This is a genomic window from Croceicoccus pelagius (assembly GCF_001661915.1).
GTDB lineage: Bacteria > Pseudomonadota > Alphaproteobacteria > Sphingomonadales > Sphingomonadaceae > Croceicoccus > Croceicoccus pelagius.
The window spans coordinates 201,183-216,392 of record NZ_LYWY01000006.1; the positions used below are offsets into that span (position 1 = coordinate 201,183).

Below are 15,210 nucleotides of genomic sequence, written 5' to 3' on the forward strand. Positions count from 1 at the left end.
GTACAAGGACGCTACGCATGCCGCTTTACGAGCATGTGTTCCTGGCGCGCCAGGACCTGAGCCAGGCTCAGGTTGACGCGCTTGCGAACACCGCAACCGAAATCGTCGAGGCAAACGAAGGCAAGGTCACCAAGATGGAGACCTGGGGCCTCAAGAACCTCGCCTACAAGATCGACCGTAACCGCAAGGCTCACTTCGTGATGCTCAACATCGATGCCCCCGCCGGCGTCGTTGCAGAGCTTGAGCGCCAGACGCGCATCAACGAAGACGTCATTCGTTACATGACCGTCCGCGTCGAAGAACACGAGGAAGGCCCCTCGGTGATGATGCGCAAGAATGACCGCGAACGCCGCGGCCGTCGGGGAGATCGCTAATGGCCCGTCCGTTTTTCCGTCGCCGCAAGTCGTGCCCATTCTCTGCCAAGAACGCTCCGGCAATCGACTACAAGGACGTCCGTCTGCTTCAGGGCTTCATGTCCGAGCGTGGCAAGATCGTGCCTTCGCGCATCACCGCCGTATCCGCCAAGAAGCAGCGCGAGCTGTCGAAGGCGATCAAGCGCGCACGCCAGATCGGCCTGCTGCCCTACGTCGTTAAGTAAGGAGCGGATCCATGGATATCATTCTGCTCGAACGCATCGAGAAGCTCGGCTCGATCGGTGACGTCGTCACCGTGAAGGACGGCTATGCACGCAACTATCTTCTCCCCGAGAAGAAGGCCCTGCGCGCGAACGAAGCCAACAAGAAGGTCTTCGAAGCCAACCGCGACCGCCTCGAAAAGGAAAACGCAGAGCGTCGCACCGACGCCGAAGCTGCTGGCGCAAAGATCGACGGCACCGAGATCGTCCTGATCCGCGCCGCTTCGAACGCCGGCCAGCTCTACGGTTCGGTCAACGTTCGTGACGTCACCCTGGCGCTTGCCGACAAGGGCTTCGACGTCGACAAGAAGCAGGTCATCATGGGTTCGCCCATCAAGACCATCGGCATGTTCGACGTCACCGTCGCCCTGCACCCGGAAGTTCGCGTCACGATCAAGGCAAACGTTGCCCGTTCGGACGACGAAGCCGAACTGCAGAGCGAAGGCGTCGACGTCCTTGCTGCGATGTTCGAAGAAGAATCGCAGGACAAGGGCGGCTTCACCGAAGCTTTCGATCCCAACGCCGAACCGGGCGAAATCGCCACGGACGTTGCAGAGGGCGAAGCCGAAGGCGAAGAGGAGGCCTGAGAGCTTCTTCAAGCCGATACGGCCTGAAAAAAGGGCGCGGCGGGATCACCTGCCGCGCCTTTTTCTTTGCCAGTCGTGCGGGATCGCTGTTCAGGCGCTTTCGGGCAGTCAGATGGCCTTTAACTGTGCGGCCAGCACCGCCCGCCTCCGGACCGGCGTCCAGTCCTGGGGTGCAAAGCACGTCTCCATCTCGATACCGGTCGCCGCTGCGATCAGGCAGCGGGCATTCATCGTCAATTGCGCCGAGGTCGGCCGTTCGCGATAGCGCGAGGCAATAACCACGCGGTGAACCCCCAGCGCCCCGTCGAGCATGTGGTCGTTCATCAGGCCTGCTGAAGGGTGCAGCAGAGCAGTTTCGACGCGGATCTCGTTGGCGTCGTCGGTCGTCTCGGCCAGCGCAGGTTGCGCGGCAAGGATCGGAAGCAGCGCGAAAGCGCCGCTCGCAAGTACGGTTCTCATCTGTAAAATCCATAAATCTGAAATCGTTATAGCTTCAGGCCTATGTGGCCCGAACAGGAAATCAGGCGATGGATGGTGGTCCCGTGGATGGGGGAAGCGTGTGTAGCTGGCGAGCGGATAGCGCCTTGGCCGACAGCGTCGGTTGAACTGCGGGGGCCGGACGTACCGGGGGAAGCGTCGGCATGCGTCGGGGCGCGAGAGACGGAAGATACGTCGCATTCCGGCCGCTCCGCTAGCGCCGATGCCCTGCACCGCCAAGCCGGAAAAGCAGATCCCCCGAAAAATGTCTGATTCGTCCACCGTCACCGCGCGAACACGGCATAGACGAAAAGTGCATCGGGCCTTTGAATTGTAACCGGGCAGGCGCTAACTCCTGTCCATGAAAACAACAGAAGAAATCATTTCCGAAATCACCCGCATTTACGACGAGGCCCGCGCCACCCTTCGCGCAGACCTCCTGGCCTTTGCCACCGACGGCACCAAGCCGGCCGGAAGCCGTCGAACCGACGGATCGTATGCCTATCCCGAACTGCGCCTGAAATTCCGCGAAGCCGATGTCGCCGCGAACGTCACCCGTGCCTTCGCCCGCCTGACGCGCCCCGGCCTTTACGCCACGACCATCACGCGCCCGCGCCTGTTCAACGAATACCTGTCCGAACAGCTCAACCTGATCATGGCCGACTACGACGTCGAGATCGAGGTCGGGCCCTCGCGGCAGGAGATCCCCTTCCCCTACGTGGTAGACGGGGAGGCCGGTGCGGTGCTTGCAGGGGTCAGCCCGCTGGAACTGGCGCGTCATTTCCCAGCGACAGAGCTTTCGCTGATCGGCGACGAACTGGCCGACGGCATCGACATCGGCGGCGGCGGGCCCATGCCGATGTCGCTGTTCGACGCGCTGCGTACCGATTTCAGCCTTGCGCGGCTGGAACACTATACCGGTACGAATCCCGACCATTTCCAGCGCTTCATCCTGTTCACCAACTACCACCGCTATGTCGACGAATTCGTGGACTGGGCCGGTGAGCAGCTTGGCGAAGGCGGCTTTTCCGCGCTGGCAGGCGCCGGCGGACTGATGCTGACAGAAAAGACGCAGAACGCGCGGGCCCGCCTGTCCGACACGGCGTGGCGTCGCCACCAGATGCCAGCCTATCACCTCGTCGCTCCGAACCGCGGGGGCATCACTCTGGTCAACATCGGCGTCGGCCCGTCGAACGCGAAGACGATCACCGATCACCTCGCCGTGCTTCGGCCCGAGGCGTGGCTGATGATCGGGCACTGCGGCGGTCTGCGGCCCAGTCAGAAGATCGGCGACTACGTTCTGGCCCACGCCTATTTGCGCGACGATCACGTGCTGGACGCCGTTCTTCCGCCCGAAATCCCGCTTCCCGCCATTGCCGAGGTCCAGCAGGCGCTGGCCCGCGCGGCCGAGGAGATCAGCGGCACGGCGGGCGCGGACCTTAAAAAACGCATGCGCACCGGTACTGTCGTCACGACCGACGACCGCAACTGGGAACTGCAGGTGACCAACACCGGGCACCGTCTGTCGCTGTCACGCGCGGTGGGCATCGACATGGAAAGCGCGACGATCGCGGCGCAGGGCTATCGCTTCCGCGTACCTTACGGGACGCTACTGTGCGTGTCGGACAAGCCGATCCATGGTGAGCTTAAATTGCCCGGCCAGGCGAACCGTTTCTACGAGGAAGCGATTGCGAGCCACCTGCAGATCGGCATCCGTTCGTGCGAACTGCTGAAGGCGGAAGGCGATCGGTTGCACAGCCGCAAGCTGCGCGCCTTTAACGAGCCGCCGTTCCGCTAAAATTGCCTTCGGACAGGATCAGTACACGAAAAAGCGGACGAGTTCCTGACCGAGCGCGGGCTCGGAAACGCAGCTCATGTGCGTGCCGGGTATTTCGGCGAACGACGCATTGGGCAGCTTTTCGACCAGCGTGTGGGGCGAACCGTTGTCCTGGTCCTTCGCGCCGTTAATGACCTTCGTCGGCATCGTCACGGCGTCGAGGTTCGACACGTCCGTGCCCTGCATCGATGTCAGCAGTGCACGGGCGGCGACACGGTCCACCTTCTGCGTCTTCATGAAGCTCTTTGCGAAGAAGGCGGCATCGCCCATGCGGATTTCATCGAACCGGTCGATGGCATCGACGAAAAATGCGATGCGTTTGTCCCAGCCGATTAGCCCTTCCCAGCCCATGCCGACCAGCGCCAGCCGCTCTGGCCGCAGACCGTCGAGCACAGCATTGAGCGAGGTCCGCGCACCAAGCGAGAAGCCCGCAAGATCGAACGCACCAAGCCGGTAGTGCGCGATCACATCGCGCAGATCGTCGACCAGCACGTTATGCGCGTACTCCCCGTGCGGAGCCTCCGACAGCCCGTGCGCGCGCAAGTCCGGCATGATTACGTCAAACCCGGCATCGGCCAGCATCTGCGCGGTGCCGAACTTGATCCAGTTTACTTCTGCGCTGGAAAACAGCCCGTGCAGCAGCACGATCGGCTTTCCCGCGCCCGTGCGGTGGACGGCAAGCTTCGTGCCGTCCGCCGCCGTGACGTGTTCGAGAAGCGGGGCGGTCATCAGCCCTTCTTGAGGTGGCGGCGGCCCAGCAGTTCGGCGATCTGAACCGCGTTGAGCGCCGCACCCTTTCGCAGGTTGTCCGAAACGCACCACAGAGCAAGGCCGTTGTCGACCGTCGAATCTTCGCGGACGCGGCTGATGAACGTAGCGTAATCGCCAACGCATTCGACCGGCGTCACGTATCCGCCGTCTTCACGCTTGTCGACGAGCATCACGCCCGGCGCCTCGCGAAGGATGTTCTGGGCCGCTTCTGCCGAAAGCTCTTCCTCGAATTCGATGTTGAGCGATTCCGAGTGGCCGACGAAGACCGGCACGCGCACGCAAGTGGCGTGGACCTTCACCTTGGGATCGAGGATCTTCTTAGTTTCGGCGACCATCTTCCACTCTTCCTTGGTGGAACCGTCGTCGAGGAAAACGTCGATGTGCGGGATCACGTTGAAAGCGATCTGCTTGGTGAACTTCTTCGGTTCGACCTGGTCGCCCACGAAGATCGCGCGGCTCTGTTCGAACAGCTCGTCCATGCCCGCCTTGCCCGCGCCGGAAACCGACTGGTACGTGGCTACGACGACGCGCTTGATCTTCGCCGCGTCGTGCAGCGGCTTCAAGGCAACGACCATCTGCGCGGTGGAGCAGTTGGGGTTCGCGATGATGTTCTTCTTCGTATAGCCATCGATCGCGTCCGGGTTCACTTCGGGCACGATCAGCGGAACGTCCGGGTCCATGCGGTAAAGCGACGAGTTGTCGATCACGACGCAGCCGGCTGCCGCCGCCTTGGGCGCGTATTCTGCCGTCGGACCGGAGCCTGCCGCGAACAAGGCGATGTCCCAGCCGGTGAAGTCGAAATGCTCGATGTTCTTGCATTTGAGCTTCTTGCCGGTTTCGCCAAAATCGATTTCGGACCCCGTGGAACGCGAGGACGCGACAGCGGCGATCTCGTCAATCGGGAACTCGCGCTCTGCCAGGATGGTGAGCATTTCACGACCGACATTTCCGGTCGCACCGACGACGACTACCCGGTAACCCATTTCAACTACTCGCTGCATATGTTCGCGCGGAAACACCCGCACGATTGCGGGTCCGCTAAGGGAGGGCTGCCGTTAGCCGCGATAGGCGCAGAGCGCAAGTTCGCAACTGCAATAGGTTAGTCTGGATTGCGCCGGTCAGGGCGCCATGCGCAACGGGCTTGCTTCGGCAAGGATCAGCATGAAACGATCTTGCGCGTCGCGCCAATGGGTTACCGGCGTCCAGCCACCGGCGAGCAACAGGGCATTGGCGCTGCGACGGGTGTACTTGTGGCTGTTTTCGGTATGGATCGTCTCGCCTTTCAGCATCGTAAAGCGGCGTTCACAGACGTTGAACGCGAGGTCACGGCGCGCCTCCAGATGCATCTCGATCCGGGCGATGGCATCGTTCCAGATCGCGCGATGGACGAAGTCGCCGACGGGCAGTGTGCCCTCCAGCTCGCGGTTGATGCGGTGGAGGACGTTGAGGTTGAAGTCTGCGGTAATTCCGCGCGCATCGTCATAGGCCGCCTCTAGGACGGCGGTGTCCTTTACACGGTCCATCCCGATCAAGAGCTTGGCAGGACGGTCCGCCCCGTCGCACAGAGTCTCTCGCATCTCGCGCAGCAAGTCGACTGCGGTGCGCGGTACGAGGTTGCCGATGGTCGAGCCGGGGAAGAAGCCGAGGCGCGGCATGCCCGCAATGGCGCGAGGCATCGTGACCTTCTTGGTGAAGTCGGCCTCTACCGGACAGACAGGGATCGACGGGAACTTGGCGGCAAGCTGCCCCGATGACGCGCGCAGAAAGTCGCCCGAGATGTCGATTGGCACATAAGCCGCCGGATCGATCGATTTGAGCAACAGAGGTGTCTTGGCCGAACTGCCTGATCCGAACTCGACCACGGCCGTTCCTGCCCCAATCGCCGCGGCAAATGCAGCAGCGTTATTCCTCAGGATCTCGGTCTCGGCGCGGGTCGGGTAGTATTCGTCAAGTTTGGTGATTTCCTCAAACAGTTCCGAACCGCGCTCGTCGTAAAACCAGCGTGCGGGAATCGCCTTCTGGTCTTGTGACAGGCCCTGCAGCACGTCGTTCCTGAAGGCGCGGTCTATGCCGCTGTCGTCCTCATCAATAATGCGAAGTGCTTCCTGGACCGGCATCGGTGCTCCTAGATATCTTTCGCCAGACGCAGGCCGGTGAATTGCCAGCGTTGATGCGGATAGAAGAAATTGCGGTAGCTGGCCCGCGAATGGCCACGCACCGTGGCGCAGGACGCGCCCTTGAGGACGAACTGGCCGCTCATGAACTTGCCGTTGTATTCGCCGACCGCGCCTTCTGCGGGCCGGTAGCGCGGGTAAGGCAGGTAACCGCTGCGGGTCCACTGCCAGACCGAGCCGAATAACGCGCCCGTGGCGCGCGGCAGGACGGGGCCGGCCTCATCCAACTGGTCGCCCGATGATGGGTCTTCCGTGGTTGCCAGTGCTTCCCACTCGAACTCTGTAGGCAAACGATGCCCTGCCCACGATGCGAATGCGTCGGCTTCGAAATAGGAGATATGCGTCACCGGAGCGTGGGCGTCGCGCTTCTGCCATCCGGCGTGCGTGAAATGTTCGTCCTCGTGCCAGTAGAGCGGCGCGTCAATGCCATCGCGCTGCACCCAAGCCCAGCCATCGGACAGCCAGAGCGCAGGATCGCGATAACCGCCGTCGGCGATGAACTCGGCCCACTGCCCGTTTGTCACGAGACTGCGCGAAAGCGCGAAAGGTTCGAGCAGAACGCGGTGGCGCGGACCCTCGTTATCGAAGGCGAAACCGCCTCCGTCATGGCCGATCTGCGCGATGCCGCCGGGGTACTCGGTCCAGCCCTCATCCACGTCCTGAAACGCAGGTGCCGGTTCGGCATACATCGCCGGGCCAAGCGGGTTCTGGAACAGCGCATGCTTGATGTCGGTCTGCAGCAGTTCCTGGTGCTGCTGTTCGTGCGCAATCCCGAGAGCGATCAGGCCGGCACAATCCTCGCGGGTAATCAGCGCTTCCATCGCCTCGTCCACCGCGTGTCGGAAGGTAATGATCTCATCCAGCGAGGGGCGCGAAAGCATACCACGCGAAAAACGCCCGATCCGGGCGCCCTCTGCCTCGTAATACGAGTTGAACAGGAACGGATAACGCTCATCGAACAGCGCATGGCCGTCGAGGTGATCGCGCAGCAGGAATGTCTCGAAAAACCACGTCGTATGCGCAAGGTGCCACTTGGCAGGGCTCGCATCTTCCATAGACTGGATAGTAGCATCGGCATCGGAAAGCGGCGCGGCCAGAGCCTCGCTCAACGCACGGGTGCGCCGGAACCGCTCCGCCAGCGTAAGGGTCGTCTGCCCCGTTATTTCACCAGCGGTCTTGCGATGGGCATTCTCCATGCCCTTCACAATGCATAAAAAGCATTACGGTTGCGAGGCTGTGCGAATTAACTTCGCATCAAGCCTGCGCAACCATGCCAATTCAGGATGGATCAGGCCGCTTCCGCCTTGCGAACCGCCGCTTCCGCGTTGAGTTCTTCGGCCAGCAGGAATGCCAGTTCGATCGACTGCGCGCCGTTCAGGCGCGGATCGCAATGCGTGCGATAGCGGTCTGACAGGCCCTCGTCGGTGATAGCGATCGCGCCGCCGGTGCATTCGGTCACGTCCTGGCCGGTCATCTCGATATGGATGCCGCCAGCATGCGTGCCCTCTGCGCGGTGAACCGCGAAGAAGCCCTTCACTTCGGACAGGATGCGTTCGAACGGACGGGTTTTGAGTCCCGAGGCCGCCTTGATGACGTTGCCGTGCATCGGATCGCACGACCAGACGACGGGGTGGCCTTCGCGCTTCACCGCACGGACCAGCGGGGCAAGCCCTGCCTCCACCTTTTCGTGACCGAAGCGGCTGATCAGCGTGATGCGGCCAGCCTCGCGCGACGGGTTCAGCGTGTCGAGCATCTTGAGCAGCGCATCAGGATCGAGCGAAGGACCGCACTTCATGCCGATCGGGTTTCCGACACCGCGCAGGTATTCGACGTGCGCCGAACCTTCGAAACGGGTGCGGTCTCCGATCCACAGCATGTGTGCGCTGGTGTCGTACCAGTCGCCGGTCAGCGAATCCTGACGCGTCATCGCCTGCTCGTAAGGCAGGAGCAGCGCCTCGTGGCTGGTGTAGAAGCTGGTGCCCTGAAGCTGTGGGACTTCCGAAGGATCGACACCGCAAGCTTCCATGAAGTCCAGCGCTTCACCGATACGGTCGGCAGTCTGGGCAAAGCGTTCGCCCCATGCACTGCGACCGATATGGTCCAACGTCCACTGGTGAACCTGGCGCAGGTTCGCGTAACCGCCGGTCGCGAAAGCGCGCAGGAGGTTCATCGTCGCCGCCGACTGGCTGTAGGCGCGGACCATGCGTTCGGGATCGGGCTTGCGGCCTTCACCGTCGAAATTGATGTCGTTGATGATGTCGCCGAAATAGCTCGAATGTTCGACATCGCCCTGCTTTTCGGTCGGGGCCGAACGCGGCTTGGCGAACTGTCCGGCAACGCGGCCGACCTTCACCACCGGCTGCTTGCTGGCAAACGTCATGACGACGGCCATCTGCAGCAGGACACGGAAGGTGTCGCGGATGTTATCGGGGTGGAATTCGGCAAAGCTTTCCGCACAGTCGCCGCCCTGCAGCAGGAAACCGCGACCGTTGGCAACCTCGCCAAGTTCCGCCTTCAGCGCACGGGCCTCACCGGCAAAGACGAGCGGCGGAAAGGTCGAGAGACGCTGCTCCACGTCTGCCAGTACCGCCTTGTCCGCATATTCCGGAAGATGCCTGCCCTCGAAGGACTTCCAGCTATCCGGGCTCCACTTGCTCGCCACTTTTCTGCTCCGAAACTCGCTCGCCGCCATCCCATCGGGCGGCGTTTCATAATGTCCGAAAATGTCGGAATAGGGGCGCAATACGCCGCCTGCCCGAGCATTGCAAAGGTTTCAGCCGCAATTATCGCGATCTGCGTGATCGCCTGTTACGGTTACGGCAGCTTGTAACCCTCCGGCACGATCGCGACCTCGAAAGACTTGTCATTGAGCAGGAAGGCCTGCGCCAGCGCCTGCATCGCTTCTGGCGAGGTGCTCGAATAGTCGTTGAGGATCGTCCTCACGGCCAGCGCGCGGTTAGGATCGTTGGCGGTTCCGGCCAGCTCGCGCAGCCAGAAACCGTTGCCGCTCGATGCACGGCTGATCAGCTGGCGCAGCGGTTCGGTCACGCGGGAGATTTCCTCCCCGCTCGGCGGCGCGGCGGCAAGGTCAGCCGCAATCTTGCGCGATTCCTCGAAGAAGGCGGGTACCGCGTCAGGTGTCAATTGCGCCATGGCAAGGATCATGCCGCCGTCCTTGCGATCAAGCGGCCAGCGCGAGCCGACATTGGGCGCGTAGCTTGCGCCCAAACGTTCGCGCATCGCATCGAACAGGCGATTGTTGAAGATCTGCGCCAGGATCTCGAGCTGGCGCGAAACGCGGACGCCTTCGCGCCCTGCGCCAGTCGGCCAGCCAATGACAGCCGCAGCCTGATCGGCATCGCCGCGGTGGGTCAGCACGATCGGGGTGCTGGTGGGCGCAGGCTCCTTCGACAGGTTGATATCTGCGCTCGCCTCCTCTCGGGGGGCAAGCGCGCCGAACGTGCGGCTCAGCGCGGCAAGCGCCTCATCACGCTGGATATCGCCGAAAATCTCGACCTGCACCGGCCCACTGGCGAGGATCGGCTCCCACACCTTGCGGAAGCCTGCCATGTCGGTCTTCTTCAGCTCCTCGGGCGTTGGCGTTGCGAAACGCGGGTCGCCGCCACGCAGGATCTGTTCGAGATCGCGGCTCATCACGCCATTGGGACTGGTGGCATAGCTGTCATAACCCATTTCGAGCGCGGCCTTGGCGCGCAGCACCGGGTTCGCGTCCCAGCGCGGATCGGACAGCTTGGCAGCGAAAAGATAGAGCTGGTCTTCGAGATCCGCAGCACGCGTTTCCGCGCCGAAGACGAATTCGCTGTCCTCGATCGAGAAGTCGAGGCCCATCTTCCGGCCATTGGAAATCTGGTCGAGATCGTCCTGCGACAATTCGCCCATTCCGGTGCCCATCAGGGCGAACTCACCCAGCGAGATATAGGGCGCATCGTCCTTGCCGAACGCCTCGTAGCCCTCGCCAAAGCGGACGCGGACCGAAACGCGCCCCGGTTCGGCATCGCTTTGCCAGACGAGCGCGTTGACGCCGTTCGACAGCTTGACGGTCTCGATCTCGAGCACGCCGATGGGCGCGACCGAAGTCACCGTACCAGGCGTGCCGATGGCGGGAAGGTCGGCGAACGAAACCTGCTTGTCCTCGAGCCGGGCCGAGGCGTCGGCCTCTACCGGTGCGAGCATGGCTGCGCGAAAAGCGGCTTCGTCGCCGCTTGCCACATCGGGCACGTTCATCACGCCGCGCAGGACCGATCCGGTAAACAGCGCACGGGTGTGGTCCTGCACGATTGCGGGCGTGACCTTGCCTTTCATGCTGCGAAGCACGTTGAGCACGGTATCGGGCGCGGCCACGGTTTCGCGGATGTCGACGGCCTGCACGACATTGTCGGCAAGATCGGTCGCCTGCTGCACGGCCTGCGTCTCGACACCAATGGAGAAGGCGTTTTCGAACTCGTTAAGCTCACGCGTGATTTCCGCCTCGCTAGGCGGGGTGGTAAGCGCGTCGGCTATCACGGCGCGCACGTCGGCCAGCGCGGCGCGCCAGTCGTTGCCGAGCGGGGTGATCGACACGAACGTCATGTCGGCGCTGCGGCTGACGTCGTCCTGCCCGATCTGCGCGGCAAGGAAGCTGCCGCCTGCGCGCGCCTTGTTTTCCAGCCTGCGGTTGATGATCGACATGGCAAGCTGATCGGTCAGCAGGCCCTCGTTATAGACGATGGTGTCGGCCACCTTCTCCCACGGGCGCATGATCGTGTAGCTGATCGAGACCGGCAGGTCTGGTTCGTGCAGCACTGTCAGCTTGTCGACCGGAGCAAGCGCGCCCGCTGCCGCCCTGGCATCGGGGCCAGGCGTCGGCGCACCGAAATCGGGCGCGGGCACGGGTTCGCCCTTCGCATCCCAGTCGCCGAAATGCTTTTCGAGCAACTGGACCATCACTGCCGGATCGAGATCGCCCGCCACCGAGATCACGGTGTTTTCGGGCCGGTACCACCGCTTGTAGAAGGCGCGAACGCTCTTCTGGTTGGCGGCCTCAAGCGTTTCGACGGTGCCGATCGGGCTGCGTTCGGCAAGGCCCATGCCGGCAAAATAGGTCTCGCGCGTCGCATCTGCCGCACGTTTGCCCGCGCCGCCGCGTTCACGGCGCTCGGCAAGAACGATCGGAACCTCGGTGCGTACCCCGCTTTCCGAAAGGGTCGGCGCCTCGATCATGCCCGACAAGAGGCGGAACGTCTCGTCCGCCTTGGCAACGTCGATGCCCGGCACGTCGAGCTTGTATACGGTGTGCGTCGGCGTCGTTTCCGCGTTGGTATCCGAGCCAAAAGTCGCCCCCAGTTCCTGCCAGCGGGGAATCGTCTCCCCTTCCTTCAGGTAGCGGGACTGGCGGAAGACGAGGTGTTCGATGAGGTGGGCAAAGCCGCGCTCGCTGTCCTGTTCGTGCAAGCTGCCTGCATCCACGCGCACGCGAACCGAAAGCTGTTCTTGTGGCACCTCGTTGAAACGCACCGCATAGCGCACGCCGTTCGACAGTTCGCCGAACGTCCATTCGGTGTCGGGCGGAATGTCGCTGCCGCGATAGATCCACGGGCGTTCCTGGTCCACCTGCGGCCATTCACGCTGCGCTTCGGCAGAAGGTGCGGGCTGCGCAATGGCGGTGGTGGCGAGGAGTGAGAAGATCAGCGCACAGGCAGGTGCGGCACGTTTCAGGAAGGTCATGGGACCCGATATATGGGCTGCCAGCGTGAAGCGCCAGTGAACATGGCTGTCATCCCGCGCACAAAAGGCATAGAATGAACGCTTGATCCCTGACGGAAGGGGCCTAAATCGTCGCCATGTTCATCGAAACCGAAACCACGCCCAACCCCGCCACGCTGAAGTTCCTGCCCGGACGGCAGGTCATGCCCAGCGGCACGCGCGAATTCACCGATCCCGACGCTGCGGAAGTATCGCCGCTGGCCTCTGCTCTTTTCTCGCTCGGCGATGTGACCGGCGTGTTCTTCGGCAGCGACTTCGTGTCGGTCAGCGTCGCACCGGGCGTGCAGTGGGCGGACCTCAAACCGCAGGTCGTGGCCATCCTGCTCGACCATTTCGTCTCGGGCGCACCGCTGTTCACAGGCGGCGATGCAGGCGACATCGCCGTTCCGGCGGAAGATGCCGACATGGGCGACGATCCGGCCGATGCCGATGTCGTCGCACAAATCCGCGAACTGATCGAAACCCGTGTTCGCCCCGCAGTGGCGGGCGATGGCGGCGACATCATCTATCGCGGTTTCCGCGAGGGCGTCGTCTTCCTGACGATGCAGGGTGCCTGCGCAGGCTGCCCGTCTTCGACCCAGACGCTGAAGCACGGGATCGAGGGGCTTTTGAAGCACTACGTTCCCGAAGTGACCGAGGTTCGCGCCGCCTGACCGGCCAAATCTGCTGACGTCATGACGCGGACACTCGTGATCGACAGCGCGACCGACGCTTGCTCGGCTGCTCTTTTCGAGGGCAGCGAATGCCTTGCGGGCGAGTGGTTCCAGCTTGGCCGAGGCCATGCCGAACGCCTTGTGCCGATGATCGGCGCGCTACCTGAAAAGGGCCGTGCCGACCGCGTCGTCGTAGCGCTGGGGCCGGGCAGTTTCACGGGCATCCGTGTCGGACTTGCTGCAGCCAGGGCACTGGCCCTGGCGTGGAAAGCGGACCTATTCGGCTATCACACACCCGCCCTGCTCGCTGCCCAGGCGCGGGCCGAGCATGGCGCGGTGCCGGTCGCGGTAGTGAATACCGGCGGCCATGGCGAGTGGTTCGTCGAGGAGTTCGAAGCCGACGGCTCCAGCCTCGCACCGGTGCGATCGCTCCGCCCAGACGATGCGGCATCGCAGATCGGCGCAGACCTCGTCGTCGGCAGCCAGGCTGGGTCATTGGTAAACTTGCGAGGGACCGGCACGGCGCAGGCAATGCTGCCCGATGCGCGGCGTTTCGCTGAACTGCCCGAAAGCGCTCTCACCCGCGATGTGCGCCCCGCCTATGGCCGTGCGCCAGATGCAAAGCTGCCCGGCAGGAAAATGCCATGAGACCGACCGCGCCCGAAATGGACGGCATGATGTCGGTCATGCTCTCCGCATTCGATCCAGCATTCGGCGAAGCATGGAACGAGCGGCAGCTGGCATCTGCCATGCTCATCCCCGGCACGCGCTTTGCGATGATCGACGCGCATGGCGTGCTGGGCCCGCCCTCACCTTCCGTACCCACCGCCGGCTTCTACCTCACGCGGCAGGTCGTGGATGAAGAAGAGCTACTGCTGATCGCGGTCGATCCCGAGTATCGAAGACTTGGTCTTGGCTCGCGGTTACTTGAGCACCTCCTTGCAAACGCTCAGGAAAGAGGGACTGCGCGCCTGTTTCTCGAAATGCGCGCCGACAATCCGGCAGAGCATTTCTATCGCCGCTACGGCTTCGAACAGGTCGGTTTGCGGCGGGACTACTATCGCGGTGCCGACGGGCGGCTGCGCGATGCAAAGACATTTGCAAGGACGTTAGTTCAAGTAATCGAATTGCGCAGCGCACAATAATCGAAAATAGCGCAGGCAAGTCGAACCGCGCTTCAGGAACAATGTATCGAATTGATACTTAAGAGTGGTTCACAGGGACTTGTTGTCGGGGGACATGCGCCCTATAAGTGGCTGCGAGACGGACACTCGCGGCCTTCCACCATATTTCGCCGATCGGCGAAAACGCCTGAGTTCGTGATCGCAAAGGACACAGAAATGGACAATTCCGCCCCGGACATGACGGAAACCCTCATCACGCTTACTTCGGATATCGTTGCCGCCCACGTCAGCAACAACCCCGTCGAAGTTTCCGACGTACCGACCCTCATCAACAACATCTACAACGCGCTTGCCGGCCTTGGTTCCGAACCGGCCGAAGAAGAAACGCCGCCGGAACCGGCCGTTTCGATCCGCTCTTCTGTCAAGCCCGACTACATCGTCTGCCTTGAAGACGGCAAGAAGCTCAAGATGCTCAAGCGCCACCTGATGACGCACTACAACATGACGCCGGAAGAATATCGTGCGCGCTGGAATCTGCCCGCCGACTATCCGATGGTCGCCCCGAACTACGCCGAAAAGCGCCGCGAACTGGCCAAGAAGATCGGCCTGGGTCGCAAGCCGGGCCGCCGCAAGGCCGCCGCCAAGAAATCCTGAGGGATTTGAGGGTTCGGGCGGTTGCGCTATTGCGGATCAACGGACTATGGTCCGCGCTTCAGCCAACCGCCTGCAACCTGCCGACCGGCGTAAATCGAAAGAACTGACCGACCGGTGCCCAATCGTATCGACATCGAAGCAGTCTGTGCCGAACGCGGCCTTCGCATAACGGACCAGCGCCGCGTGATCGCTCGCGTCCTGTCCGATAGTGAGGACCACCCCGACGTGGAACTGCTGCATTCGCGTGCGTCTGCCATCGATCCGCGCATTTCGATCGCCACGGTCTACCGCACCGTCCGCCTGTTCGAAGAGGCCGGTATCCTCGACCGCCACGACTTCGGCGATGGCCGCGCCCGTTACGAAGCCGCGCCCGAGGCTCACCACGATCACCTGATCGACGTCGAGACCGGCAAGGTCGTCGAATTCGTCGATCCCGAGCTTGAAGCGTTGCAGCGCCAGATCGCCGAACGCCTCGGCTTCCGCCTCGTCGACCACCGGATGGAACTTTACGGCGTAAAGCTGGAACGGGACTGATC

Annotated in this window: 16 protein-coding genes; 9 read left to right on the top strand and 7 right to left on the bottom strand. The window is 62.7% G+C overall.

The window, feature by feature from the left end; all coding sequences use genetic code 11:
• Nucleotides 1–17 precede the first annotated feature (17 nt).
• The 3 genes from rpsF to rplI are packed head-to-tail and all read left to right on the top strand — an operon-like array spanning nucleotide 18 to nucleotide 1,221.
• Nucleotides 18–374, top strand: a complete 357-nt coding sequence (gene rpsF, locus A9D15_RS01290; protein WP_066761015.1) for a 30S ribosomal protein S6 — start codon at nucleotides 18–20, stop codon at nucleotides 372–374.
• Complete coding sequence (rpsR, locus tag A9D15_RS01295) at nucleotides 374–598, top strand: 30S ribosomal protein S18 (RefSeq protein WP_066761017.1); 225 nt, start codon at nucleotides 374–376, stop codon at nucleotides 596–598. The genes rpsF and rpsR overlap by 1 nt, the downstream gene beginning before the upstream one ends.
• An 11-nt stretch (nucleotides 599–609) precedes the next feature.
• A complete protein-coding gene (rplI, locus tag A9D15_RS01300) occupies nucleotides 610–1,221 on the top strand; it encodes a 50S ribosomal protein L9 (protein WP_066761019.1) in 612 nt (203 codons plus the stop codon).
• 108 nt (nucleotides 1,222–1,329) lie between these two features.
• Here the strand turns inward: rplI and A9D15_RS01305 are convergent, their stop codons facing one another.
• Nucleotides 1,330–1,680: a hypothetical protein gene (locus A9D15_RS01305; protein WP_066761021.1), complete on the bottom strand. Its 351-nt coding sequence runs from the start codon at nucleotides 1,678–1,680 to the stop codon at nucleotides 1,330–1,332.
• A gap of 379 nt (nucleotides 1,681–2,059) precedes the next feature.
• Here A9D15_RS01305 and A9D15_RS01310 point away from each other — a divergent pair, with 379 nt between their 5' ends.
• Nucleotides 2,060–3,496, top strand: coding sequence for an AMP nucleosidase (locus A9D15_RS01310; RefSeq protein ID WP_066761024.1), 1,437 nt, complete (start codon nucleotides 2,060–2,062; stop codon nucleotides 3,494–3,496).
• Between the two features lie 18 nt (nucleotides 3,497–3,514).
• Here A9D15_RS01310 and A9D15_RS01315 read toward each other — a convergent pair whose 3' ends face one another.
• The 6 genes from A9D15_RS01315 to A9D15_RS01340 all read right to left on the bottom strand — a co-directional run bounded on the left by A9D15_RS01315 (nucleotide 3,515) and on the right by A9D15_RS01340 (nucleotide 12,204).
• Nucleotides 3,515–4,264, bottom strand: coding sequence for an alpha/beta fold hydrolase (locus tag A9D15_RS01315; protein WP_066761025.1), 750 nt, complete (start codon nucleotides 4,262–4,264; stop codon nucleotides 3,515–3,517).
• Nucleotides 4,264–5,289 (bottom strand): aspartate-semialdehyde dehydrogenase, encoded by a 1,026-nt coding sequence (locus tag A9D15_RS01320; RefSeq protein WP_066761026.1) that lies wholly within the window; start codon nucleotides 5,287–5,289, stop codon nucleotides 4,264–4,266. Before A9D15_RS01320 ends, A9D15_RS01315 begins: the two co-directional genes overlap by 1 nt.
• A 135-nt stretch (nucleotides 5,290–5,424) precedes the next feature.
• Nucleotides 5,425–6,423, bottom strand: coding sequence for an L-histidine N(alpha)-methyltransferase (egtD, locus tag A9D15_RS01325; RefSeq protein WP_066761027.1), 999 nt, complete (start codon nucleotides 6,421–6,423; stop codon nucleotides 5,425–5,427).
• A gap of 8 nt (nucleotides 6,424–6,431) precedes the next feature.
• Complete coding sequence (gene egtB, locus A9D15_RS01330; RefSeq protein WP_066761251.1) at nucleotides 6,432–7,676, bottom strand: ergothioneine biosynthesis protein EgtB; 1,245 nt, start codon at nucleotides 7,674–7,676, stop codon at nucleotides 6,432–6,434.
• A 92-nt stretch (nucleotides 7,677–7,768) separates the two neighbouring features.
• Nucleotides 7,769–9,142, bottom strand: a complete 1,374-nt coding sequence (locus A9D15_RS01335) for a class II 3-deoxy-7-phosphoheptulonate synthase (RefSeq protein WP_066761253.1) — start codon at nucleotides 9,140–9,142, stop codon at nucleotides 7,769–7,771.
• 152 nt (nucleotides 9,143–9,294) lie between these two features.
• Nucleotides 9,295–12,204 (bottom strand): M16 family metallopeptidase, encoded by a 2,910-nt coding sequence (locus A9D15_RS01340; protein WP_066761030.1) that lies wholly within the window; start codon nucleotides 12,202–12,204, stop codon nucleotides 9,295–9,297.
• Between the two features lie 116 nt (nucleotides 12,205–12,320).
• Between A9D15_RS01340 and A9D15_RS01345 the strand changes: the two genes are divergently transcribed.
• The 5 genes from A9D15_RS01345 to A9D15_RS01365 all read left to right on the top strand — a co-directional run bounded on the left by A9D15_RS01345 (nucleotide 12,321) and on the right by A9D15_RS01365 (nucleotide 15,208).
• Nucleotides 12,321–12,896 (top strand): NifU family protein, encoded by a 576-nt coding sequence (locus A9D15_RS01345; RefSeq protein ID WP_066761032.1) that lies wholly within the window; start codon nucleotides 12,321–12,323, stop codon nucleotides 12,894–12,896.
• A gap of 21 nt (nucleotides 12,897–12,917) precedes the next feature.
• A complete protein-coding gene (tsaB, locus tag A9D15_RS01350) occupies nucleotides 12,918–13,544 on the top strand; it encodes a tRNA (adenosine(37)-N6)-threonylcarbamoyltransferase complex dimerization subunit type 1 TsaB (RefSeq protein ID WP_066761033.1) in 627 nt (208 codons plus the stop codon).
• A complete protein-coding gene (locus A9D15_RS01355; protein ID WP_066761034.1) occupies nucleotides 13,541–14,041 on the top strand; it encodes a GNAT family N-acetyltransferase in 501 nt (166 codons plus the stop codon). The genes tsaB and A9D15_RS01355 overlap by 4 nt, the downstream gene beginning before the upstream one ends.
• A 195-nt stretch (nucleotides 14,042–14,236) precedes the next feature.
• On the top strand, nucleotides 14,237–14,674 hold the full coding sequence (locus tag A9D15_RS01360; RefSeq protein WP_066761256.1) for a Ros/MucR family transcriptional regulator: 438 nt from the start codon (nucleotides 14,237–14,239) through the stop codon (nucleotides 14,672–14,674).
• 114 nt (nucleotides 14,675–14,788) lie between these two features.
• A complete protein-coding gene (locus tag A9D15_RS01365) occupies nucleotides 14,789–15,208 on the top strand; it encodes a Fur family transcriptional regulator (RefSeq protein WP_066761035.1) in 420 nt (139 codons plus the stop codon).
• Nucleotides 15,209–15,210 lie beyond the last annotated feature (2 nt).

Bases quoted from the DNA above. Each gene is read 5' to 3' on its own strand.
- A9D15_RS01355 (WP_066761034.1), top strand. From the start codon at position 13,541: ATGAGACCGACCGCGCCCGAAATGGACGGCATGATGTCGGTCATGCTC.
- A9D15_RS01360 (WP_066761256.1), top strand. From the start codon at position 14,237: ATGGACAATTCCGCCCCGGACATGACGGAAACCCTCATCACGCTTACT.
- rpsR (WP_066761017.1), top strand. From the start codon at position 374: ATGGCCCGTCCGTTTTTCCGTCGCCGCAAGTCGTGCCCATTCTCTGCC.
- A9D15_RS01340 (WP_066761030.1), bottom strand. From the start codon at position 12,204: ATGACCTTCCTGAAACGTGCCGCACCTGCCTGTGCGCTGATCTTCTCA.
- tsaB (WP_066761033.1), top strand. From the start codon at position 12,918: ATGACGCGGACACTCGTGATCGACAGCGCGACCGACGCTTGCTCGGCT.
- rplI (WP_066761019.1), top strand. From the start codon at position 610: ATGGATATCATTCTGCTCGAACGCATCGAGAAGCTCGGCTCGATCGGT.
- egtD (WP_066761027.1), bottom strand. From the start codon at position 6,423: ATGCCGGTCCAGGAAGCACTTCGCATTATTGATGAGGACGACAGCGGC.
- A9D15_RS01305 (WP_066761021.1), bottom strand. From the start codon at position 1,680: ATGAGAACCGTACTTGCGAGCGGCGCTTTCGCGCTGCTTCCGATCCTT.
- A9D15_RS01320 (WP_066761026.1), bottom strand. From the start codon at position 5,289: ATGGGTTACCGGGTAGTCGTCGTCGGTGCGACCGGAAATGTCGGTCGT.
- A9D15_RS01345 (WP_066761032.1), top strand. From the start codon at position 12,321: ATGTTCATCGAAACCGAAACCACGCCCAACCCCGCCACGCTGAAGTTC.
- egtB (WP_066761251.1), bottom strand. From the start codon at position 7,676: ATGGAGAATGCCCATCGCAAGACCGCTGGTGAAATAACGGGGCAGACG.
- A9D15_RS01315 (WP_066761025.1), bottom strand. From the start codon at position 4,264: ATGACCGCCCCGCTTCTCGAACACGTCACGGCGGCGGACGGCACGAAG.
- A9D15_RS01310 (WP_066761024.1), top strand. From the start codon at position 2,060: ATGAAAACAACAGAAGAAATCATTTCCGAAATCACCCGCATTTACGAC.
- rpsF (WP_066761015.1), top strand. From the start codon at position 18: ATGCCGCTTTACGAGCATGTGTTCCTGGCGCGCCAGGACCTGAGCCAG.